This window comes from Vibrio sp. J383, from assembly GCF_023503985.1.
GTDB classification, from domain to species: Bacteria; Pseudomonadota; Gammaproteobacteria; order Enterobacterales; family Vibrionaceae; genus Vibrio; species Vibrio splendidus.
The window spans coordinates 303,775-328,446 of record NZ_CP097294.1; the positions used below are offsets into that span (position 1 = coordinate 303,775).

A 24,672-nucleotide genomic window follows, 5' to 3' on the forward strand; every position below is an offset into this window, starting at 1 on the left:
CCAAATCAGGAGGAGCCAAAACAATTTGTCGTAAGTTGGTTGGTGTCAGTTCAATGACTGACTTGGCCGTTTGAGTCAGGCTTCTCTCACTCGCCCTTGCGAATCAACTGACTCTTGCAAATTAACTAGCTCGCTAGCGAGTTCTCACTCAGAGCATCGAACAAGTGGAAAGCATCCAAATCCAAGTAAAGCGTCAGATCTTTTACATCCACTTCAGCCGCTTGGGTTTCAACCATCAACGGCTGACCGCCAATTTCTGTTTTCAGAAGAATGCTTGCGCCCAGTAATTCCTTGTCTTTGATTTTCACAGGGAATGGCAGCACGCGGTCGTGGTCAACTTGCTCGGCACGTAGGTGAATGTCTGTTGGACGAACACCAAAATGCAGCGCTAGGTTCTTCGACGCCAGAGACTTAAAGCGCTCAGGCAGTGGGATATGAACATCGCCGATTTCAACGAAGTACTCGCCTTCTTTTTCAATCAGTTTTGCTTCCAACATGTTCATTGACGGGTTACCAATGAATTGCGCGACAAACTTGTTTGCCGGACGCTGGAACACCTCGGTTGGTGTACCGACTTGAGCAACATAACCGTCTTTCAGGATCACGATGCGATCCGCCAGAGTCATCGCTTCGATCTGATCGTGGGTTACGTAGATAGTTGTGGTTTTTAGTTCACGGTGTAGGTGTTTGATCTCTTCACGCATCACGCCACGAAGTTTTGCATCTAGGTTAGATAACGGCTCATCGAACAAGAAAACCTTCGGTGTACGAACCATTGCACGACCCATTGCCACACGTTGACGCTGACCACCAGAAAGTTCTTTAGGCTTACGATTCAGTAGTGGGTCAAGCTCTAGCATTTTCGCTGCTTTTAGCACTTCTACGTCGATTTCTGCTTTTGGCATGCCCTTCAGTTTAAGAGCAAATGCGATGTTCTCGTACACCGTCATGTGCGGGTACAGTGCGTAACTTTGGAATACCATCGCTAAATCACGGTCTTTAGCGTCGACTTTATTCATCAGCTTACCGCCAACGACGATGTCTCCAGAGCTGATGCTTTCAAGGCCCGCAAGCATGCGTAGCGTTGTCGATTTACCACAGCCTGATGGGCCAAGGAAAACCACGAACTCACCGTCTTCCACCGTAAAATCAAACTCTTTGACGACTTCAACATCACCGAATGATTTTTTGATGTTCTTAAATTCTACTTTAGCCATTATCTGTTCTCCTCAGCGCGCTCTAGCAGCATATTTCGGTACGCAATTGCGCTCTGTTTCAATGTTCTTTCTTGGGTGGTGTAGTCAACATGGACAATGCCAAAACGCTGGCAGTAGCCGAATGCCCACTCAAAGTTATCCATCAGGCTCCAAGCGAAGTAACCGTCGACTTTCACACCCGCTTCAACCGCGTTGTGAACCGCTTCGATATGACCTTGGAAATAGCGAACACGTTGGTCATCCATCACTTGTCCGTTGACACGCTCGTCGTTGCCTGCAGCACCGTTCTCTGTGATGTAGATAGGCGGCATGTTTTCGTAACGAGCATCCAGTCTTACCAATAAGTCGGTTAGACCTTGTGGGTTGATTTCCCAGCCAATGTAAGTGTGTTCAGCTTCAGTTTGCTTTACCGATTCAATATCGCCGTTCTCGTTGAAGCGAGCGACATTGCGTGTGTAGTAGTTAATACCGATGTAATCAACAGGTGCGCTGATGATGTCTAAATCACCTTCAAGGATCATCGGCATGTTCATCGCTTGGCGCTCAACGACCAGTTGTGGGTATTCGCCCTTCAATACTGGGTCGATGAACCAGTGGTAGTTCTCCGCTTCGCAGTAATCTGCTGCCCCTTGATCTTGTGGCGTCAGCGGGTAAGCCGGGGTCGCGTTGAATACCACACCATGCTTCGCGTGAGGTGCATTCTTGCGAAGGATCGGCATTGCCAAACCGTGAGCCAACATTAGATGGTGAGACGCTAGGTAGCCCTCTTTTTCACCCTTGATACCTGGCGCGTGTTCGCCCCAGCGGTAGCCTAGGAATGCAGACACAAACGGTTCATTCAGCGTGGTGTACACATCGATATTGTCACCAAAGTATTTACTCACCACTTCTGCGTATTCTGCGAATTTGTAAGACGTTTCTCGGTTTAGCCACCCGCCCTTATCTTCAAGGTATTGCGGAAGATCCCAGTGATAAAGCGTCACATACACTTTCATACCGCGAGCATGACACTCGTCGATGATCTGACCGTAAAACTCTAGGCCTTGTTGGTTCACTACACCGTCTTGCGGCAAGATACGCGGCCATGCAATTGATAGGCGGTAAGCATCAACACCTAAGCCTTGAATCATCTCGATATCTTGTTTCCATAAGTGGTAGTGGTCACACGCCACATCACCATTGTCGCCGTTATCGACCTTGCCCGGCGTCTTGCAGAAAGTGTCCCAGATAGACGGTGTACGACCGCCCTCTTCAACGCCGCCTTCAATTTGGTATGAAGATGTCGCGACACCGAATACAAATTCCTTACTGCGTAACTTTGAATCACTTGGAAGTTGATATTTATTCATTGTTATAACCCTTAAACCTAACCTTTGACTGCGCCGGACGTTAAACCACTGATCATCTGTTTCGATGCGAACAAGTAAGTAATCACGAGCGGTAAAATAGAAATTGTTGTACCTAGCATTACCGCGCCCCATGGCGTATTCGGAATACCTTGAACACTTCGAAGTGCTTGCGTAATAACATAGTTATCTGGGTTATTTAGCACCACGAGAGGCTGCATAAACATGTTCCAGAAGAAAACGAACTGAACGATAGCCAGTGTTGCTAAGGCAGGCTTCATCAGTGGCAATACCACACTCCAGTACGTTCTGAACTCACCTGCACCATCCAATTTCGCTGCTTCAAGTAGCTCTTTTGGAATCGATGCAATCACGTGCTGACGCATCAAAAAGATACCAAATGGTGTGGTGGTGAACGGTAGCCATACCGCCATGTGGTTATCCAGCAAGCCTAAGAATTTCACGATCATGAAGTAAGGGATCAAGCTAAGCACAGGCGGAATCGCCATTGAGCCAACCAGCATGCCGAACAACACGTTCTTACCGCGGAACTTAAACACAGCAAACGCGTAGCCACCCATGCTACAAAACAGCAGCGAGATGGTGGTGCCTAAGAAAGCCACGTAAATCGAGTTAAACATCGCTTTCCAAAACGGCATGATTTCAAGCAATTTGGCGTAATTAATCGCCAGGCTATCGCCAATCGCAAAGCTAATGCCCGTGCCGAAAATTTCAGAACGGTCACGAGTTGATAGCAGTGCCGACCATACAAATGGAAAGACGGTAATCAGCGCTGAAACAACCAGTAAGATGCCTAACATGACCATCAAGATCTTAGTCAGAATGTACATGCTGCGTTCGCTTGGCATCAGTCCACTTAGTGGTGAGGTATTTGTCTTAATTGATGTCGACATCTTAATGTTCCCCTAAGCCTTTCTTACCGAAGAGTAAAAATTGAACCAATGTACAAGTCGCGATGAGTGCAAACAGTAACCACGAGATAGCAGATGCTGTGCCCATTTCTAGCCATTCCCAACCCACTTTGTAGAGGTACATCGAGATAGTTAAACCAGATTGGCCAGTACCACCTGTACCACGTGTTAGTACGAACGGTTCTTCAAACATTTGCAGGTTACCGATGATGGTCATCGTGATAGCAAAGAAGATGAATGGACGAATCATTGGTAGTGAAATGTTCCAGAAGCGGCGGAAGGCATTGGCACCATCCATACGAGCAGCTTCTAAGATGTCTTTAGGAATCGTCATTAAACCTGTGGTGTAAAGGACGATGTTAAAACCGGTGTATTTCCAGAAAACCATGATTGCGATAGACGGCTTCACCATAGTGGCATCGTCTAACCAACGGATGGGTTGGAAATCGTTAACCCAAGCGAATGCCCAACCAAACAGCGTGCTATCGGCTAGTGCCATTAGCGTTTGGTTAATAATTCCTGAGTTAGGAGAGTACATATTGAAGAAAATCAGTGACGCTGCGACCGTTGATGTAATGAACGGTAGAAAGTACGCCGATGTTAGCCAGTGACGCATACGGTCACCCATTGAAACCAACATGTAAGCCACTGGAATAGCGACTAAGTGCTGAGCCACGCCCGAAGTGATCGCTAGCCAAAGCGTGTTCTTCAATGAACGCCATAGCCATGGGTCCGTTAAAGCAATGTGATAGTTCTCAAAACCAACGAACTCCATCGCATCCATGCCTCTTACCGGGTTCCACTCGTGGAACGACAGGTAAACAGAGAACAACAGCGGGAAGATCCCAAATACAGAAAAAATGATCAGAAACGGCAGAAGAAATCCATACGGTGTAAGCGCTTTCAAATTTAGACGAGAAAAAAGGCTTTTGTCCGCAGGTTCTATCGTTGTGCTCGCTGTATGATTCATAGTAACGACCTCTTAAAAAGGAAGCGCGTTATCCACGCTTCCTCACTTACTTAAAGTAAAAACAAATTAAAGATTACGCGTGCGACGCTTGATTAGACGCTCTGCCTCTTTAAGCGCAGTCTTGATGTCCTTACCTTCATCAAGTACTTCCATCAATGCGTTCTCTAAGATAATAGAACGTGCAACGTGGTCGCCTTGTGCTGGAGAGACCGGTTTGATGTTTTGCGCCACTTCAGCAAAAATAAGACGGGCTTTTTGTCCGCCTAGGAATTCCATCTCTTCTTGGAAAAGCTCATCGTCATACGTGGTGATGTTCGCTGGGAAAGCAGCAATCGTTTCGAAGTGTTTAAGCTGTACTTCACGATCCGTCGTCATGTATTCAATAAGCGCCCAAGCTTCATCTGGGTTGTCTGATTGAGTTGGAATTGAAAGGAATGAACCACCCCAGCTGCCGTAGATACCATCAGGTAGGTTTTCTACTGCCCACTTGCCTTTAGTTTCAGGTGCAATCCAGTTGTTTAGGTGACCAAGAAGCCAAGCGCCAGAAAGTTGAGTTGCAAATGTGCCGTTGCGGAAGCCTTCGTACCATTCGTTAGACCAAGCCAAAATGCGGCCGTCTAAGCCTTTGTCGCGAATCTCTTTTGCTACTTCAAAAGCGTGAACAAAACGCTCTGATGTCACCACTGGATTGCCATCTTTATCGAAGTACAGACCTTCACCTTCAGGAACGGTCGTGAAGATAATCGCTTGTGCCACGTCGGCTGCCGAAGCGATAAGTTGTACGTTTTGCTCTTTCAGTTTTTCACCAGCAGCGATGTATGAATCCCAATCTTTGATTGCTTCTTCTACATCAATGCCCGCTTTTTCGAATACGTCGGTACGGTAGTACATAACACCTGGACCTAGGTCGACAGGAATGCCGTACATGTCGCCGTCAGCGCCTTTACCTTGTGCCCATGCGTATGGTGCGAATCGTTCTTCGTATTTATCTGCACCGTAGTTTTCAGACAGGTTAACTAGGCCGCCAGATCCAACAAATGGACCAATTTTCTCAACGTCGACAACAATCACATCACCGGCACCAGAACCCGTTGCAAGGTTCGTTGTGAGTTTCGTGTGGTGGTCACCGTGGTTGTTCATAAGGTAATCAACTTTAATCCCCGTTTCCTTTTCGAAATCAGGCAGTAATACCTTCAGGCTGCTATCGAAATCAGGGAAACCGTCGAAACGAATTTCTTTGTCTGCTGCATTTGCAGCTGTTGTACCTAATCCTAAAGCAACCGCGCATGAAAGCGCTAAGGTCTTAAATTTCATGTTCTATCCTTAATATTTTTATAGGGTAACTGGTAAATCCGATACCGAGTTTCTAGTGACCAACGTCGGCAGCAATTTAAAGTTCACGTCATGTTTTATTTTTTTTAGCTTTTGTAGAGTGAGCTGTACTGCTTCAATGCTCATCTCTTCAATGGGGAAATTAATGGTGGTCAAACTAGGGGTCAGATAGCGCGCGAAGATGGTGTTATCAAAGCCCACCAGTGAGACGTCCTTCGGAACAGACAATCCCTCTTGATGTAGAACTTCGAATGCGCCAAATGCCATATGATCATTCGAAGCAAAAACTGCTGTGAAATGACACTTACGATTAATCAGTTTTTTCATTGCACTGATACCCGTCTCCTCGGTAAACCCCGCTTCAGAGACTAAGGCTTCATCGTATGGCACACCGGCTTCTTCCAAAGCCTTTCGATAACCTTGCAAACGCCCCCTAGCATCTGCTTTATCTAAAGGCCCGGTAATACACGCGATATCTGTATGTCCCTTTTGCAAAAGATATTGGGTAGCGAGTAGCCCCCCGACTTCGTTATCAATATCAATGCAACTCATCGCCATTTCTGGGATGAAGCGGTTAATTAAAACCACAGGGGTCCCCTGTTCTTCCAATTCAATTAAATAGTCATCACTCAGCAGTTGAGTATGAAGAATCAAAGCATCTACACGACGCCCCAACAAAAACTCCACCGATTCGCGCTGCCCTTGTTCAGTGTTTGAACCCGCAGCAACAACAGCGTGGTAACCAAAGCGGCGTAGGTTCTCTTCAATGCTATGCAAAATGCCTGAGTAGAACGAGCCACCAAGTTCTGGAACAACAACACCAACACTTCCGGTACGACTTGACGCCAAAGCTTGAGCGATAGAGTTCGGGCGATAACCCAATTCTTTGATCGCTTTTTCAACCTTTAATTTCTTGTCATGACTGACTCTACTGGTGCCATTAATGACTCTAGACACTGTCGCCTGAGACACACCTGCATGTTCTGATACGTGTTTAATTGTTGCCACTCGAACCTCGATACTTCATTAGCTTGTAACCGCTTACAAAACGATTATTAAAGAAAGGCGTCTTGGTTGAAGTGAGAGCCATCACACTAAAGTTGGAGGTAAAAAGGCCAGTTGTGGAAATCATGAAAGCGCTTACAGATTAACTTCACGCCATGAAACTGTTTCATGAGATTATTGTTCATATTATCAAGATGACGCTCGATTACTTGTTCGTCAGATCAAACAAGTTCGCCTAAATCCATTTTTGAAAACGTCATTTGATGATGAATCCGCAGCTGACGGCAATATACACGGGGGAAGTGACCTTGTTATTTCAATGGCCTTTCGAAATTGTATGAGAACATTTCACGGTGATTTTTAGCTCAAAGCCTTTCCATCAGAAAAACTAGATACAAAAATGCCCAGCAAAAGCTGGGCATGGAATCATTAAGAACTCAAATAGATGTCTAATCCTTATTTTCAGGTGGCTTCGGTAACTTAAACTCTTGAGTCAGTGAGAATTGCTGTTGCGACATGATTTCTAATTGCTGACCATGGGAAAAGAGTACCTGAGAACGCTGCGAGTTTTCTTCAGCCAAGGTGTGTATCTGGCTGATATTTTGAGTGACTTGAGAGGCAACGACTTGATGCTCTGTCGTCGCGGTCGCAATTTGATGGCTTCTTTGCTCTACTTCGTTGAGAAGATCAGACACCGTCGATATCGATTGATTCACTTCGCCGGTTTGTTCTACGCATTGAACCATACCCACCATGCACTGATTGATCTGTTCAACCGCCAGTTTAGAGCTAGTTTGCAGCTGTTCAATCTTATTGTGTATCTCTTGCGTCGAGGCATTGGTTTTGGCTGCTAACACGCGAACTTCATCCGCAACCACAGAGAAACCACGCCCTTGTTCTCCAGCTCGCGCCGCTTCTATTGCCGCATTCAACGCCAGTAGATTGGTTTGCTCAGAGATCCCAGATATCACATCCAGAATGGACCCAATACTGGCGCTTTCACTTTCAAGCTGACCAATGGTCGCCGTTGATTCCGCCAGCTTATTTTCTAAGCTGCCCATCAACTCGACGCTTTTATCCATCGTCTTCTGGCCGTCACTGGAACTCGATACCGCTTCGGTCACAAGCGTTAGCGTTTGATTCGCGGCTTGAGTGATTTCCGTCACTGAGCACTCAATTTGTTCTATCGCTGTCGCTACCATCACCGTTTGATTGGTTTGTTCTTGCATCGCTTCACTCAGAGAACGACTGGTGCTTTGGTTCTCAAGGGAAGCTTCCTTTAAACGTGTTGAGGAGTAGCGCATGTTGTCAATCATTTGGGTCAGGTGACTGATCACCAAATTGACTTTATCGCTCACCAAACCAAATTCATTATTGGCTTGATACTGAACTATCACGCTCAAGTCTTTTTTGGCGACTTGGTCTAGTGCACTTTGCAGTAATTTACTTGGCTTGCGAATCCCTTTAGCGATGCTCAGCCCGATTAGCAGCGCAATAAAAACCGACCCAATAGCAATGATGGCCTGCATCAACAGTGCTTGATGAGAAAAGTCCATCGACTCGTGATATAAACGTTTAGCCGTATCTTCCGCGTACATAGAAAGCTCATCAAAATGGCTTAACTGCACATCAATGAGCTGTTCGATCTCCACTCTTTGCTGAGCAATGCTCTCATGTAGCTTCACGGTTTCCATATGCGTTGACACAGATCCTTGCGCTGAAAATACATGTGAAGCGAGCAGTGATAAAGACTGTTTACTGCGGCGTAACAAAGATGAGTCCAGATTATCCAAGTCTGATACAGCTTGTTCGAATCGCTCTTTACGACTTTGTAGACGACGCTCAACACCACGAACCTCCGATGACGTTTGCAGAGAGAAAGCTTCATTCGCTTCTGCGGCAATCAAGCTCAATTGAACCAGTAATGCTTCTACTGCTTTTTGCGTTGCATCTGAGCTCGCGCTCGCCAGTTGATTCACCAAGGTATTGTTGAGTTGGCCCACTACCGATTGAAATTGCGCCTGCTCCATCGAACCGAGGTCTTTACTATCCAAATAAGAGACGTATAAGTTCAAGGACTGCTCTATCTTATTGATGGTGGCAACGCCCGTTTCATCAATATTCTGGAGTATGGATTCAAGAGACGACCCTGCCGTGCTCTTGCCTTCAAACCAATTCAATTGCTCCTGATAATGCTCGATGTTATTCACAACGACTTGCTTTAGTGGCTCTAGCTCATCAACATAATCCGCTGATAAATAAGGAATGGAGCTTCGATTAATATCCAAAAAACGAATAGTAAGCGTGGAAGATTGGAGCATTAAAGGGGTGGCTTGTTGAGTGATGGTTTCGATGTGTGAGGTTATGTTCTTATTGCTGCTAATACTCAACCATGCGCTACCCAGCATGATCACGATCAGCGTGAAGAAACCTAAATAAACTCGAGACACAATGGAAGAAAGTCTCATCGTTATTCCTTGATCTAGTGGCGAAAAAAAGGGCACATAAAATGTGCCCAAGAATGGAGTTAATTGAAACGTGCCCTAATCAATCTGCCTTTAGGGCTAAAATGGACAGTATTACGTGCTCTTAACAAGCATAGATATTTGAAAGCATGGCTCCTTGAAAATATGCCGAATTCAAAGAGCAGCGCTTTCTATACCTGTGATTACCACCAAGCTTCAAACATTGCGCCGAACGACAATGTATCAACATTGGTTGTCTTCACTGTGTTGCCTTTCGTTTCTACATCACCCACGGTTGTGTAGAAGCGAAGCATTGGACGGCTCCAAGGTAAGCCACCTAGAGAAACGTTTTGAGACAGAGTTACTTTCCACGCATTCTCTTCACCGTCGTCATCGTAATCAACCATGCCGTAGCCTGCTTCTAACCAAGTAGAATGAACATCATCCCATTGGTACTGTGGACGAACGATACCCGCGTATTCAGTATTCTCGCGATCTAAGTCTGAGCCAGAATTGTCTTTGTAAGACACTAAGTAATCAATGATGAACTGTTCAGATGCAGCGTAGCTACCCTCAACACTTGCATACAAAGTCTGGTAATCACCTTTAAGGTCATATACCGATGAATCGGCACCGTCACCGTACTTAACAACCAACTTGTTAGACTCACCCAAGCCTAATGTTGCACCTACTAGGTATGCCGTTTCATCACTGACTTTTGGATCACCCGCTACGTCTGAGTCTGCTTCATCTGAAGCAAAACCATAGTTTGCATATAGGTCTAGTTGACCGATACCCGCGTTAATTGAGTGAAGTTTAGAAGTAATTGCGTATCGACCGTTGTCATTTACGAGGCCGCCTTTTACTTGGCCTACAAAGCCCATATCTAGCTTCGCGCCGCCGAAATCTAGGTTGTTAAAACCAGCGCCTTGACCATCGTGTGTCATCCAGAAGTAATCATTCAAACCTTGTTGCGGACGTTGATGGAAGTCGCGACCAGCCCACATATAAAGTTCTGGTTGGCTTTCAAATACGTTAGTTACACCTGCGTACATTTTTTTCATACTCAGGCCGCCGTCGTCAGCCCAAGCGTCTGCTTCCCAGTGGTCAGCCATGAATACGACGTCCCAAATCGCACCGTTGTCAGCTTGGAAAAGCTTAGCTAACTGAACCTCACCACCATTGGCTTCGTTACCCAAACGACCGACAGAACGACCTGTTGTACCGATGTCTACGTAACGCTCATCACCGCTCTTGTAGTGAGCGCCGTAACGAGCATAACCAGAGAAGACGATGCCATCTGGCACCTTAGTTTCAGCCGTTAAAACCGCGGGTTGTTGATCGTTGACATAATCAATATCCACAACCTTAGATTCTAACTCTTGGATTCGTTTTTCTAATGCTTCGATATTAGTATCAGCAGCAAAAGAAGAGAGTGAAGCAAGCGATGCCGCCACTGCGACCGTTATTGGCAAAAGCTTAAATTTTTGCATTGTATTTCCCTATTATTTTTTTGAGTTTTCATCGAACAGGGAAATATTAAGCAATGAAAGAGTTGAAAAGTTGGTCGCTGTTCACACTGATAAATTAGCTTAAATGCCATGAAACTTTTAGAAAACCCATGACTAAAACTACTGATTTTAGATCAACAGGTTATAGTGAAAAATGCGTAAAATATCAGCTTGAAATCGCTTTCATTTCATCAGTAATGGTGGCGGCTATCACGGAAAAGGGTGTAGAAAAACAAAGAGAATTGGATGTGAATTTGATTGATTTTCATATATATGAAAAGCCTCAAAATCTAAGGCAGATTTTGAGGCTTTTTGGACTGAGTCAAATACCCAGTTATCTAAAATTAAGTATTTTCTAGATTGAATCTAGGGACTCTATTCCCATATTGAACAGGGTAAATGCGTAGATATCAGCCGTGAGATCGATCGCTTTACTCAGCGGCATTCCAGCACCATGGCCCGCATTAACATCGATACGAATCATCACGGGCGCACCGCCTTCATGCTTATCTTGCAGCTCTGAGATGTACTTATAAGAGTGAGCCGGTACCACGCGGTCATCGTGATCGGCAGTCGTCACCAATGTCGCAGGATAGTCCGTGCCGCGCACCACATTATGAACCGGAGAATAACCAAGCAGGTATTCGAACATCTCTTTGTTTTGCGTGGATGTGCCATAGTCGTACGCCCAACCTTCGCCAGACGTGAATGTGTGGTAACGCAACATGTCCAGCACACCAACAGCAGGTAAAGCCACTTGGAATAGCTCAGGCTTTTGTGTCATGCAAGCGCCTACCAACAAGCCTCCGTTAGAACCGCCGCGAATCGCCAACTTATCGCTACTGGTATAGTTTTCTTCAATTAAGAACTCGGCAGCAGCAATGAAGTCGTCAAAGACATTCTGCTTTTTCTGCTGAGTTCCGGCTTTGTGCCACGCCTTACCATACTCACCACCGCCACGCAGGTTTGGCACCGCATATACGCCACCCAGTTCTAGCCAACTGCCAACCGTGCCCGAGAAAGAAGGCGTTAGGCTAACGTTAAAGCCACCATAGGCGTACAACATGGTTGGATTATTGCCATCTAACACCAATCCCTTCTTATAAGAGATAAGCATCGGAACCTTGGTGCCATCCTTCGAGGTATAGAAGACTTGTTTAGACTCAAATTGATCCGACTCAAACGGAGACTCAGAGCGTTGGTAGATTTCAGAGCTTCCAGATTCAACATCAAAAGAGAAAATCGTTGGCGGCGTTACATAGTTGGTAAAGGTGTAATGAAGCTGAGTTTGCTCGTTTTTGCCACCTAAGCCGCTGGCCGTTCCGAGACCAGGTAAGTGGATTTCACGAACCACATTGCCTTGGTAATCCAACTGCTCAATCTTAGACACCACATCGACCATGTAGTGGGCAAACAAGTAACCACCACCCGTGCTGATATCTAACGGCTGTGGCTTTTCAGGAATGATATCGAGCCACTGTTGACTGCGAGTATCAAAGCTCACCACCTTGCCATTAGGCGCATCGAGATTGGTGTATAAAATGAAGACTTCATCTTGGTTATCGATGAGGTAAGTATCGCTATCCACATGATCAATCAGCGTGTTCAGCGATTGATTCTCTGAACCTAAATCGATATAGAACAGTCTGTTACCCGATGTCGACTCTCGCCCTAGAATGATCAAGTAACGGTCATCTTCGGTGGTGTAACCCGACACATAGCGGTGCTGCTCGGCGTTATTCTCACCAAAAACCACTTTGTCGCTAGCTTGCTCTGTACCCAACTCATGGAAGTAAAGTTTGTGCTGTTCGGTACGTGCAGAAAGCTGGCTACCGTCTGGCTTATCGTAGCTAGAGTAATAAAAGCCACGATTACCCAACCAAGAGATGCCAGTAAATTTCGCGTCAGTGATTTCGACTTCGAGCTGCTGTTTGGTCTCGGTATCGATAACAAAAATCTTGCGCCAGTCGCTACCACCCTCTGAAATACTGTACGCCACTAGGCTGTAATCTTTAGAAAACGACACCGAACCCAGTGATGTAGTACCATCTTCCGAGAAAGTGTTCGGATCTAGGAAAACTTCTTCTTGTTGCCCTTCTTTCTGACGATAGAGAATACTGTGATTCTGCAGGCCATCGTTCTTATAGAAATAGGTGTACTCACCTCGAACAAACGGCTGCGAGCTCTTTTTGTAGTCTTGCGCTTTCGCTAATCGCTCTCGCAGTTCAGCGCGATACGGAATTTGAGCAAGGTAATCGAACGTGACCTCATTTTGGCTCGCCACCCACTGCGCGGTTTCGTCGCTTCTGTCGTCTTCTAACCAGCGATAAGGGTCTTCAACTATGTGATCAAAATAGTCATCGCTGACGATCTGTTTGTTGGTGACTGGATATTGATACTCTTTTAAATAGCTCATCGTGATCCTTATTAAAAATAATGTGAAATCGTCAGGTAACGTGTTCTGATGTGTTCAATCAATAACTTAATCTTGTTCGGTGGCTGGCGCGTAAAGGGGTACACCGCATAAATACCCAGCTTCTTGCCGACTAAATCAGGGAAGATATCCACCAGCTGACCATTGCGAATGTCGTGATACACCAGACAACGTGGCACGTACGCAACACCATGACCGCCCAACGCCGCCTTTCTTAATGCGGTCGCATTATCGGTAGAAAAAGAGCCCGAGACGCGCACTATGTATTTATCGTTATCGGTAAAGCCATCTTTGCTATGCAGAAATTGCCACTCACTGGCACCCGTTGTTTGATAAGCGTATTGCAGACAATTATGCTCAACCAAATCCTTGGGCTGCATCGGCTTACCATTCTTGGCGATATAAGACGGAGAAGCACATACCACCCATTGAGAGTCCAAGATATGACGGGCAATTAAGCTGGAGTCTTCCAAGTAGCCAGTTCGAATCACTAAGTCGAGGCCATCATCAACCAGATCCACAAAGCGATTGTTAAGAGACATATCGACCGTTAAACCTGGGTGCATATTACAAAACTCGGCCACAGCGTCTGCCAGAATCAAATCTCCGGAGATAGTAGGCACTGACATTTTGATATGACCACTAACATTTTCACCAAAGCCTGAAACTGCGTCCATAGCCTCTTGAGCCGCCTGCTTCACATTTTTGGCTCCGTGTAACATTGCCTTACCCGCCTCGGTAAGCGTCAATTTACGCGTGGTTCGATATAATAGCTGCACACCAATCTCTTCTTCCAAACGCGCAATTCTCTTACTAACTACCGAATTTGTAAGGTTATTTTGCTCTGCCACCTTACTAAAACTGCCCAGCTCTACTACCTGTGAAAACAGGATCAAATCGTCTGCTCGCATTTGATTATGCCAATTTTGGAATTAATTATTTTCATTATTTCCCTATATCAATAAAAAATAAAGGGGTAAATTCACGCCAAATTAACAAAACAATTACAAAAACAGCTTTTGCAATCACATCGGTTACAAATAAAGCGACTCTAATTACAACAATTGAATCCTCGAGATTCAGATTACACCTACAAAACTAATGACGTGTTATTCACTTCAAACATGAACGTTTGAAAACAAGTACGAGGAAGTACCCATGAGTGAAACTCTACTAGCATTATTGGCCTTTTCGCCAATAGTTGTTGCAGCGATTCTGCTGGTTGGCCTTAACTGGCCTGCAAAAAAAGCGATGCCAGTGGCATTTGCATTAACCGTTGCTATCGCCCTATTCGCATGGGATATGTCTAGCACTCGCGTGCTGGCTTCAGTATTCCAAGGCTTCGGCATTACCGTGTCGGTTCTCTGGATTGTGTTTGGCGCCATCTTCTTATTAAACACTTTGAAACACACCGGAGCTATCACCACCATCCGCAACGGATTTACTGACATTTCAGCAGACCGTCGTGTACAAGCGATCATCATCGCTTGGTGCTTTGGTTCATTCATTGAAGGTGCATCCGGCTTCGGCACACCCGCAGCCATCGCTGCACCACTATTGGTTGCTATCGGCTTCCCAGCGCTGGCTGCGGTATTGATGGGCATGATGATTCAATCTACGCCAGTATCATTCGGCGCGGTTGGTACACCTATCATTGTTGGCGTAAACAAAGGTTTGGATACGCACAACATCGGTGAAAGCCTGGTTGCCAATGGTTCAACATGGGATGCTTACCTACAACAGATCACATCAAGTGTTGCAATCATCCACGCCTGCGTTGGTGTGATGATTCCTGTATTGATGGCGATGATGCTGACTCGCTTCTTCGGTAAGAACAAAAGCTGGACTGAAGGTCTTGATATCCTGCCATTCGCACTGTTCGCAGGTGCCGCTTTCACCATTCCTTACGCACTAACGGGTGTTTTCCTCGGTGCTGAGTTCCCATCACTGATTGGTGGTTTGGTTGGCCTTGCGATTGTTGTAACAGCAGCAAAACGCGGCTTCCTAGTACCTAAATCAAAATGGGATTTTGAAAGCGAAGATAAGTGGCCAGCAGAATGGCTAGGCTCTTTGAAAATCGATCTAGATGACACTCATTCAAACAGTAAGCAAGGTCATAAGAAAATGAGCATGGCGATGGCGTGGGCACCTTACGTGCTGCTCGCTGTCACTCTCGTTGCTAGCCGTGTGAGCCCTGAGTTCAAAGGCCTACTTAAGAGCGTTAGCCTTTCTTTCAGCAACATCCTTGGCGAGACAGGCGTAAGCACAGCGATTCAGCCTCTGTATCTACCTGGCGGTATCTTGGTCTTCGTCGCACTGGTTGCTGTTCTAATGCAATCACGCAGCGCAACACCACTGGCTAAAGCTTTTGGTGAGTCGAGCAAGACACTGATTGGTGCTGGTTTTGTGTTGGTGTTCACCATCCCAATGGTTCGTATATTCATTAACTCTGGTGTTAACGGCGCTGATTTAGCCAGTATGCCAGTAACGACAGCAAACTTTGCCGCTGACCTAGTTGGCGGCGCGTTCCCAGCATTGAGCGCAACCATTGGTGCGTTAGGTGCCTTCATTGCGGGCTCGAACACCGTATCAAACATGATGTTCAGCCAATTTCAGTTCGAAGTGGCACAAACGCTATCGATTTCAAGTGCCGTCATGGTCGCTCTGCAAGCGGTTGGCGCTGCAGCTGGTAACATGATTGCAATTCACAACGTGGTCGCCGCATCGGCAACCGTAGGCTTGTTAGGACGTGAAGGTGCAACGTTACGTAAAACGATTATCCCAACGTTCTACTACTTGGTGATGACAGGAATCATCGGCCTAGTGGTTATCTACGGCTTCAAAATGACAGACGCACTTATGTAAACCATAAGTCGTTACAAAAGCACTTGGCGTTAATACTCAATTCCCCGACTGCAACACCGTCTAATAAGACAGTTGATGAGTTTCGGAATGGATACTAAAACACATCAACACCCCCGAGTATTAACGCCATTTTATGCTTCTCTGTTTCACTGTTTCACTGTTTATTTGCTTCATAGATTAATTGCTTCACTGGTTATTTTATTTATCGATGAGTTGCTTCACCGATTAAGAAACAACAAACACTTACTTTTTCAAGAATTAAAGCAGCCCAAGCCAAGCTCTCATAGAAGGGCAACATCCCAAGAATTTAGGACTGAAATTATGATCATATCCGCATCGACTGATTACCGCGCCGCAGCAAAAGCGAAATTACCACCGTTTCTTTTTCACTACATTGACGGCGGTTCTTACGGAGAACATACCCTACGCCGCAACACGGCCGATCTTGCAGAGATCGCGCTTAAGCAGCGTGTCCTCAATGACATGTCAGATCTGAATTTGGAAACCGAGTTGTTCGGCGAAAAGCTGGCGATGCCGATTGCATTAGCGCCAGTTGGACTAACAGGCATGTACGCACGACGTGGCGAAGTACAAGCGGCTAAAGCGGCTGACAACAAAGGCATCCCTTTTACGATGTCGACCGTATCGGTATGCCCGATCGAAGAAGTCGCACCTAAGATTGAGCGCCCAATGTGGTTCCAACTTTACGTACTAAAAGATCGCGGCTTCATGAAAAACGTATTGGAACGTGCCAAAGCGGCAGGCGTAACAACACTGGTCTTCACGGTGGATATGCCTGTACCCGGTGCTCGCTACCGTGATATGCACTCAGGAATGAGTGGCCCAAATGCAGCAATACGTCGTGTATTCCAATCTATGCGTCATCCTAGCTGGGCGGTTGATGTTGGCCTACTTGGTAAACCGCACGACCTTGGCAATATCTCTACTTACCGAGGTTCTCCAACCAAACTGGAAGACTACATCGGTTGGTTGGGTGACAACTTCGACCCATCGATCTCATGGAAAGACCTAGAGTGGATCCGTGATTTCTGGGACGGCCCGATGGTCATCAAAGGCATTCTTGATGAAGAAGATGCAAAAGACGCCGTAAGATTTGGTGCAGACGGTATCGTAGTTTCAAACCACGGCGGTCGTCAGCTGGATGGTGTTCTATCGAGTGCTAAGGCACTGCCTGCAATTGCAGACGCAGTAAAAGGCGACACTAAGATTCTGGTCGACTCTGGCATTCGTACTGGCTTAGATGTGGTTCGTATGATGGCGATGGGCGCAGACTGTACCTTGCTTGGTCGCTCTTTCGTTTACGCGTTAGCAGCGCAAGGACAAGCAGGCGTTGAGAACCTACTCGACCTATATGACAAAGAAATGCGCGTTGCAATGACATTAACAGGCGCTAAGACAATCAAAGACTTAACTCGCGAATCTTTGGTAGGGCTAGATTAAGCGGCCACGATTCTGATTTAGGTTCAGATTCAGGTTCAGACTAATGCTTTGGTCTACTTAGACTGAAGTTCAATCGGTGTCACAGCAATTCCACTGCCGTTGTGACACCGTTTAAGCACTGGAAAATAAAATAAAAACTAGGGCGTGTTGATCTTTCGAGCTGATTTTTGCAGCGAGTTGCTGGGTATTTATACAAGGCAGAGGCGTCGATGTGTAGCTAGCCTACATGAGAAGCCGATAACGTAGTAGAAATGGCCAGCAAACGCTGCCCGAAGGGTTCGGCTAAAAGCGTTTTACTCTTTGTTGAGGGGGATTTGCTTAGAGTGACTAGGCTACTTCCCCCTCGCCGCGATTAAAACGCTTTTATCTCGAACAAAATTTAACCACGAAAGGTCAACACGCCCTGATCAGTGCCAAATAAGAAGCACAAGGAAGCAAAGATGGAGACAACCACATCACACGAGCGAGTAGTAGACGCACAAGCTTATCAGCAGCTTGAATCGATATTGGCTCAAAAAATTGAAACAGAACGCATTGTCACTCAAGAGGCAAAGCGCTTGGCTTACGGCACCGATGCGAGTTTTTATCGCTTGGTGCCGAAAATGGTTCTAAGGCTCAAGAACTTAGACGAAGTCATATTCACCATTCAAAGTTGTCGCGAACTGGGTATTCATTTTACCTTTCGCGCCGCAGGCACTAGCCTTTCAGGGCAAGCCGTTTCAGACTCGGTACTCATCACACTGACCGACGACTGGCGTGGCCACGAGATCGTCGATAACGGTAATCAAATCATCCTGCAACCCGGTGTGATTGGCGCCGATGCCAACAAATACCTCGCCCCTTTCCAACGGAAAATCGGCCCTGATCCAGCTTCAATCAATACTTGTAAAATCGGTGGTATCGCGGCGAATAACGCCAGTGGCATGTGTTGTGGTACTGCGCAAAACTCTTATCGCACCGTCGAGAGCATGAAAATCGTATTGAGTGATGGTTCCCTACTTGATACCGCAGATAACGCCAGCGTTGAGGCGTTCAAGCAGTCACACAAAGCGCTGTTTGAAGGCATTGTTGATTTACACAGACAGACAGCTTCAAACCAAGAGCTCGCTGACAGAATTCGCCATAAGTATCGCCTTAAAAACACCACCGGCTACGCGCTCAATGCCTTGGTCGATTACCACGACCCAATTGAGATCATCAAACACCTGATGATTGGCTCTGAAGGCACGCTAGGCTTCATCGCAGAGATCACGTACAACACGGTTATCGAACACCCAAACAAAGCCTCAGCTCTGTTGGTGTTTGCCGACATCGAACAAGCCAGTAAGGCCGTTACTACGCTATCAAAAACGCCGGTTGCTGCGGTGGAATTGATGGATGGCAGAGCGCTGCGTTCAGTGGCTGATAAACCGGGTATGCCTGCATTTATGCCAAGCTTGGACTTAGAAGCCGCTGCTATTTTGGTGGAATCACACGCCAGCTCCCAGCCGGACTTAGATTTACAATGTAAATCAATTTTGGACGCATTAGCTGATTACACGATTGTTGAATCGGTCCCTTTCACCTCCGATCCAAAGACAGTCGCAACCCTATGGGGCATTCGAAAAGGCATGTTCCCTGCGGTTGGAGCCGTTCGTGAAGTCGGCACAACCGTTATCATCGAAGACGTGGCTTTCCCTGTCGAAAACCTCGCTAATGGTATTCGAGAGCTGCAAGAGCTGTTCGACAAATACGACTACAGCGAAGCGATCATTTTCGGTCACGCCCTCGAAGGCAACCTGCACTTTGTATTTACTCAAGGCTTCGACAGTCAAACAGAAATCGATCGCTACGGCGGTTTCATGGACGATGTTGCCGAGCTGGTTGCGGTGAAATACCAAGGTTCTCTAAAAGCAGAGCATGGTACTGGTCGTAACATGGCGCCTTATGTGGAATTGGAATGGGGCAAAGACGGCTATGCCTTGATGCAACAGATCAAAGCGCTGTTTGATCCAGAAAGACTGCTCAACCCCGGCGTTATCATCAACGACAACCCGAATTCACACATCACCAATTTGAAGCCAATGCCTGCTGCCGATGACCTTGTCGACCGCTGTATTGAATGTGGCTTCTGTGAGCCTGTTTGTCCGTCTCGTACGCTCACTCTATCACCACGCCAACGTATTGTTTTATATCGCGAGCTACAACGCCGCCGAGCTGCGGGTGAAGAAATAGAAGCAAGCGAGCTAGAGAAAACCTTCGAATACCAAGGCATTGATACCTGCGCCGCAACTGGCCTGTGTGCCGAGCGTTGCCCAGTAGGAATCAACACCGGCGATTTGATCAAGAAGCTTCGTATTGCCAAATACGAGAAATTTACGCCAATCGCTAAGTGGACAGCGGATCATTTCTCGACCACCACAAAACTTACCAAGGCTGGCCTCAAAACCAACCAAGTGGCGAGCAAAGTATTAGGCACAAATACTGTCGGTAAACTAACCAACGGCTTGCGCTCTATCACCAAAGGTGCGATACCCGTTTGGATGCCTGAGATGCCACAATCCAACAGTCATACACTGACCTCTTCACCAGTGACGGCAGAATCCTCAAACAATCATAAGAAGGTGGTTTACCTGCCTTCGTGTGCCAGTCGCACCATGGGACAACAGAGTGATGCGGGCGACCAACGTCCTCTGACTGAAGTGACCATGTCTTTGCTTAACAAAGCAGGATTTGAGGTGATTCTTCCGAAGAAGCTAGACGACCAATGTTGTGGCATGCCTTACGACAGCAAAGGAATGACCGACTTGGCTCAATCGAAAGCGCAACAACTCGAAGAAGTGTTGTGGCAAGCAAGTCGTCAAGGTGAATATCCAGTATTAATGGATACCAGCCCATGTGCTAAACGCAGTATTGAACAATTCACCAAGCCATTAGAGGTGCTAGAGCCAACAGGGTTTGTGAACAAATACTTGCTTGAGCACCTGACACTTGACCCGCTGCAAGAAACCGTGATGCTGCATGTGACTTGTAGTTCTCGTCGAATGGGTTTGGAAGGTGCGATGTTGAACCTTGCTAAAGCGTGTACCGAAGAGGTCATCGTTCCTGAGCATATTCAATGCTGTGGTTGGGCGGGTGATAAAGGTTTTACCACTCCAGAGCTGAATGAAGCGGCGGTACACCCACTCAAAGAGCAAGTGCCGAGCAACTGTACTCGTGGCTTCAGCAACAGCCGAACCTGTGAGATCGGTTTGTCACATCACAGTGGTATTCCGTATCAATCAATCTTGTACTTGGTGGACGAAGTGGCGCAGTAGCATCATTCACGATGCAAAAGGTATTAGCTTAAACCTAAAACGAAAAATGGCAGCCCAATCAGGCTGCCATTTCTTTATTCGATTTAAAACGTATTACCGAGCTAGATATTGCTGAGCTAACGGCTACTGAGCTAGGCGTATCAACTCTTCTGGCGAGTAGTATTCTGCTTCTGCACCTTTGGCGATTAAGTCGATCACTTGGAACTCATTCATGTCACCAAACTCTTTAGTTAAATAATCACGAAACGCTTTCTCATTCGGCCATTTACCTCGCACGATATAGCCCTCTTCTTTGTCAAAGTCTTCCGTTTCAAAAAAGGAAAAGTCGGTCATACCAATATTGTGGCAATACAAAACGAGATACATGTTGAATCCTTAACGCTGAACACTTAACTAAGCTAAAAACCGATCGACAACCGATCCGAAAGCCAATTCAAAAAAACAGGCTCAAGGTTACAACATAAATGCCAAATCGAACACTCAATCGAATAGCACGTCGAAAACTTAAGCAGCCTGTTCTTTTTCGTTAATCATCAAACATCATATTAATTGCAGCACCTAACAGGATCAGACCAACAATTGGTCCCATGACAGCGATTGGCGCGCGTTCAATGTAGGGCAAGTTCTCAGCAATCATCAAACCCCATTCCGGTGCAGGCGGTTTCGCACCTAAACCGATGAAGCTTAGCGAGGTCAGGCTCAATGTGATTACTGGCAGCCTCAACATCGCGTGTCTTAGTAACGGTGGCAACACGTAAGGAAGCAGATAGAAGCGGAAGATTCTGAGCTTACTGGTGCCCCACAATGGCGCGAGATGCGTATAAGGTTGAGCCTTGGCTTCCACGATCAAGCTTGAACAGTGAGCGGCTAGCGGTGCCCAAGACACCAATACAATCGCGATTAATGCGCTGTTCGGGTTCATGCCCGTTAAGCCAGCAACCAGCAGACCTGCAATGATGTAAGGGATACCCTTAGTTATCTCGATAAGGCCTTGGCTAAAGCGAGTATTGAAGCCCATTATGATGCCCGTCACCAAACTCAAAAACGTTGCTAAGATGCCCGCTTGGAAGGTCGCAACCATACCCGAACCGATTCTCGCCAACAAGTCTCGGCCAATGCCGTCCGCACCCAATGGCGCTTGCCAACTAGGATCCGCTAAGCGAGCAAACTGACTGGTGTATGGGTCACGAAATGCAGCCCAAATTACAATTGCAATCAGGAATGAGAATATTGAAAAAGCAACAGCACGCTTGGTGCGGCTTTGTGTAAAACGAAACGAAGAGTGGCTACTAATGAGCTTACCGCTTTTCAGACTATGACCCAGAATCAGCTGTTGAACAAACAAGCTCATGCTGCTCACAGCAATTGAAAATAGCAGCAATACCAATAAGCCGCCCTGCAGCATTGGTAAATCTTGCGCCTTAGCTGCGCCTAGAATCATGCGCCCGATACCCGGAATCGAGAAGATAAGCTCAACCGCGACCGCGCCACCTGTTAAGCCAATCACGATCATCGCGATTTGTGGGATCAAGCTGCTCAGCGCTCTTTTCAGCGCAAAGCGAATAATTTGGTTAGAGTGAACGTTGGCACTGAGCCAAGTAATCACCCAAGGTTCATTGAGAACGCGTTGTAAACTGTCTCTGAGTAGGCGACTAAATAGGCCACTGGCGGGCAATGCGAGCGCTAAACTCGGTAACCAGATATCTTGCCAGCCTTGCCAACCATACGGCGGCAGCCAACCTAACCAGATAGAGAACACCAGTATTAATACCGAAGCCACTACGTACTCTGGCAACGATATTAATACCGTACTTAAACTGCTGTAGCTCTGCCCCAGTTTGCCCTTCTTCCAGCTGCGTAAGGTGGCAAGCAAGCCTGCACCACACAGTACGAGAGTCATCACAAGTGCGCTAGACATCAAAAACAGAGACGTCGACGCTGTCTTTTGAATGCCTAGTGCAACCGAAGAGCCATCAATCCATGACTTACCTAGGTCGCCTGAAAAAGCACTTCCTACCCAGTCAATCAGGCGCTCGCTTGCCGAACGGTCAAGCTGAAGATCAGCGCGTACCGCTGCTAGAGCTTCTGGCGTAAGCAAATGTTGTTGCCCCGCTCTCGCGCGCAGAATGGATTGACTTGGGTCGATGCCTGCAATGTCAGGCATCAAGCCAACAAGAATCACCACCACAATCAGTGAGGCGATTCTTGATAGCCAAGGCGTCAAGATAAATAGAGTTCGACGCAGAGTCTCAGCAGATAACATTTGCTTAGTTAGCCTGTGTTGCCGGGTTAACTTGTGTCGTTTGATCAACCAAGCGACGTTCACTTGGGTCACGAACCACATTGCTCACGCGCTCGCTTTCACCTTGAATCACACGTTCGTGAAGCAGTGGAATAGCAGCGAAGTCGTTAAGGATTTTTTGCTCAGCTTCGATGATCGCTTGCTGACGCAGTGCACCTAGTGGTTGCAGATCAGCGTGAGTCAGTGCTTGGTCTACCTCTTGAGAACAGAATTGGCCAAGGTTGAATGAACCCTTACAACCAAAGTCGCTCATCATGTAAGCCACTGGGTCACCCGAATCTAGAACCGTTGCACGAGAAAGGATAAACGCGTCGAACTTACCAGATAGCGCATCGTTCTCGATCTGAGCGTATTCACGAATATCCAGCTCAACCTTGAAACCAGCCGCTTCAAGTTGTTGTTTCAGTAGCGCTGCCACTTCTGGAAGCTCAGCACGGTCGGTAAAGGTACCGATAACAATGCTTTCACCGTTTGCTTTTAGAGTCTTGTCGATTGCCTGACCTTCAGGTCGAATTGGTTCAGCCCAAGCAAGAGCAGGGCCTAATAGACCTTGTGCGATATCCGCGTGGTTTTCATAAACAGTATTCACGATTTGCTCACGGTCTACCGCAGCAGCCGCTACCTTACGCAAGTTAATATCGCTGAATACGCCTGACTTGTTGTTTAGGTAAAGCGTATTGGTACGAGGCATCGCCACTTCATAAAGTAGGTTCGGATCAATGGTCGCGATTTGTGAAACGGGCACTGCTTCAACGATGTCTGCTGTGCCTGTTCTTAGAGCTGCAGCGCGAGCAAAACCGTTAGGAACGTATTCTGCAATCACAGATTCAACTTGCGCTTTTTCACCCCAGTAGCCATCGAAACGTTTTAGCTTCGCGCTGGTTGTACCGTTAATTTCAGTCAACTCAAACGGGCCCGTACCTGCACCCATTGGGCTAACACGGCCATCATCTTGGTAAGCACTTGCTGCAAGAATCGCTAATTGAGGGCTTGATAAACGGCTTGGTAAAAGAGGGTCATCAAAGCTGGTCTTGATCTCTACGCGGTAGTTGTCCATCGCTTTCACTTCTAGATCGACACCATCTAGAATGCGTGGCTTAGGTGCCGCCTCTAGCGCTTTCTGCAAAGAGTTCACTACGGATTCTGCGGTTAATGTAGAGCCATCGTGGAATTTAACGCCTTGGCGAATAGTGAACTGCCAAGTCAGTGGATCAAGATGTTTCCAATCAGTCGCTAGCATTGGTTCTGCTTCTGAGGTTGGGCTCAAGTTCACTAACGTTTCAGCTGTGCTCCAACGAGATAGCTTAAAAGCATCATCAGAAAGTGGCGACAAACCCGTTCTTGGTGGTTGCATCATCGCAACACGGATTTCAGATTTGACTGCGGCATCGCTCAACTCTGGTTGAGAGTCAAAACAGCCCGTCAAAGGCAGAGCCAACGCAAGCGCGCAAGCCAGTTTGATTGAATTAAAACGCATAGTTATTTTTCTCTGTAAGCTGTGTTGTGTTAATAAGCAGTATTTCGTAATAAATAAGG

17 protein-coding genes are annotated in these 24,672 nt (G+C 46.7%); 4 read left to right on the forward strand and 13 right to left on the reverse strand.

Annotated features, from left to right (window positions below; translation table 11 throughout):
• Nucleotides 1–125 precede the first annotated feature (125 nt).
• The 8 genes from M4S28_RS17945 to M4S28_RS17980 all read right to left on the reverse strand — a co-directional run bounded on the left by M4S28_RS17945 (nt 126) and on the right by M4S28_RS17980 (nt 10,760).
• Entirely contained in the window at nt 126–1,217 is a 1,092-nt protein-coding gene (locus M4S28_RS17945; RefSeq protein WP_009846155.1) for an ABC transporter ATP-binding protein, read from the reverse strand.
• Nucleotides 1,217–2,566: a GH1 family beta-glucosidase gene (locus M4S28_RS17950; protein WP_102512420.1), complete on the reverse strand. Its 1,350-nt coding sequence runs from the start codon at nt 2,564–2,566 to the stop codon at nt 1,217–1,219. The genes M4S28_RS17945 and M4S28_RS17950 overlap by 1 nt, the downstream gene beginning before the upstream one ends.
• Nucleotides 2,567–2,583: 17 nt before the next feature.
• A complete protein-coding gene (locus tag M4S28_RS17955) occupies nt 2,584–3,432 on the reverse strand; it encodes a carbohydrate ABC transporter permease (protein WP_017077012.1) in 849 nt (282 codons plus the stop codon).
• Between the two features lie 46 nt (nt 3,433–3,478).
• A complete protein-coding gene (locus M4S28_RS17960; protein WP_009846152.1) occupies nt 3,479–4,465 on the reverse strand; it encodes a carbohydrate ABC transporter permease in 987 nt (328 codons plus the stop codon).
• A 66-nt stretch (nt 4,466–4,531) separates the two neighbouring features.
• Entirely contained in the window at nt 4,532–5,779 is a 1,248-nt protein-coding gene (locus M4S28_RS17965) for an ABC transporter substrate-binding protein (protein ID WP_004732786.1), read from the reverse strand.
• Nucleotides 5,780–5,797: 18 nt separating this feature from the next.
• Nucleotides 5,798–6,805 carry a LacI family DNA-binding transcriptional regulator gene (locus tag M4S28_RS17970; protein WP_017075313.1) on the reverse strand — a complete coding sequence of 336 codons (1,008 nt, stop codon included), beginning with the start codon at nt 6,803–6,805 and terminating at the stop codon, nt 5,798–5,800.
• Between the two features lie 446 nt (nt 6,806–7,251).
• Nucleotides 7,252–9,270, reverse strand: a complete 2,019-nt coding sequence (locus M4S28_RS17975; protein ID WP_249633409.1) for a methyl-accepting chemotaxis protein — start codon at nt 9,268–9,270, stop codon at nt 7,252–7,254.
• Nucleotides 9,271–9,470: 200 nt separating this feature from the next.
• Nucleotides 9,471–10,760, reverse strand: coding sequence for a carbohydrate porin (locus M4S28_RS17980; protein ID WP_065607914.1), 1,290 nt, complete (start codon nt 10,758–10,760; stop codon nt 9,471–9,473).
• 128 nt (nt 10,761–10,888) lie between these two features.
• On the opposite strand from M4S28_RS17980, the gene M4S28_RS17985 reads away from it, so the two are divergent.
• Nucleotides 10,889–11,137, forward strand: a complete 249-nt coding sequence (locus M4S28_RS17985) for a hypothetical protein (RefSeq protein ID WP_249633410.1) — start codon at nt 10,889–10,891, stop codon at nt 11,135–11,137.
• Here the strand turns inward: M4S28_RS17985 and M4S28_RS17990 are convergent.
• On the reverse strand, nt 11,134–13,194 hold the full coding sequence (locus tag M4S28_RS17990) for a prolyl oligopeptidase family serine peptidase (RefSeq protein ID WP_249633411.1): 2,061 nt from the start codon (nt 13,192–13,194) through the stop codon (nt 11,134–11,136). The two genes, M4S28_RS17985 and M4S28_RS17990, sit on opposite strands and share 4 nt — an antisense overlap.
• 11 nt (nt 13,195–13,205) lie before the next feature.
• Complete coding sequence (locus M4S28_RS17995; RefSeq protein WP_017081288.1) at nt 13,206–14,123, reverse strand: LysR family transcriptional regulator; 918 nt, start codon at nt 14,121–14,123, stop codon at nt 13,206–13,208.
• 247 nt (nt 14,124–14,370) lie between these two features.
• Between M4S28_RS17995 and M4S28_RS18000 the strand changes: the two genes are divergently transcribed.
• The 3 genes from M4S28_RS18000 (at nt 14,371) to M4S28_RS18010 (ending at nt 20,834) form a co-directional block, all read left to right on the forward strand.
• Nucleotides 14,371–16,077, forward strand: a complete 1,707-nt coding sequence (locus M4S28_RS18000) for an L-lactate permease (protein WP_249633412.1) — start codon at nt 14,371–14,373, stop codon at nt 16,075–16,077.
• Nucleotides 16,078–16,398: 321 nt separating this feature from the next.
• Nucleotides 16,399–17,538 carry an FMN-dependent L-lactate dehydrogenase LldD gene (gene lldD, locus M4S28_RS18005; RefSeq protein ID WP_010432610.1) on the forward strand — a complete coding sequence of 380 codons (1,140 nt, stop codon included), beginning with the start codon at nt 16,399–16,401 and terminating at the stop codon, nt 17,536–17,538.
• Nucleotides 17,539–17,978: 440 nt separating this feature from the next.
• A complete protein-coding gene (locus M4S28_RS18010) occupies nt 17,979–20,834 on the forward strand; it encodes an FAD-binding and (Fe-S)-binding domain-containing protein (RefSeq protein WP_249633413.1) in 2,856 nt (951 codons plus the stop codon).
• Between the two features lie 123 nt (nt 20,835–20,957).
• Here the strand turns inward: M4S28_RS18010 and M4S28_RS18015 are convergent, their stop codons facing one another.
• The 3 genes from M4S28_RS18015 to M4S28_RS18025 all read right to left on the reverse strand — a co-directional run bounded on the left by M4S28_RS18015 (nt 20,958) and on the right by M4S28_RS18025 (nt 24,613).
• Nucleotides 20,958–21,200, reverse strand: coding sequence for a hypothetical protein (locus tag M4S28_RS18015; RefSeq protein WP_249633414.1), 243 nt, complete (start codon nt 21,198–21,200; stop codon nt 20,958–20,960).
• Nucleotides 21,201–21,360: 160 nt separating this feature from the next.
• Nucleotides 21,361–23,097, reverse strand: a complete 1,737-nt coding sequence (locus M4S28_RS18020; protein ID WP_249633739.1) for an ABC transporter permease subunit — start codon at nt 23,095–23,097, stop codon at nt 21,361–21,363.
• Nucleotides 23,098–23,101: 4 nt separating this feature from the next.
• The gene (locus tag M4S28_RS18025) at nt 23,102–24,613 is read right to left on the reverse strand and encodes an ABC transporter substrate-binding protein (RefSeq protein WP_249633415.1); all 1,512 of its coding nucleotides are present in this window, start codon (nt 24,611–24,613) and stop codon (nt 23,102–23,104) included.
• Between the last annotated feature and the right edge of the window lie 59 nt (nt 24,614–24,672).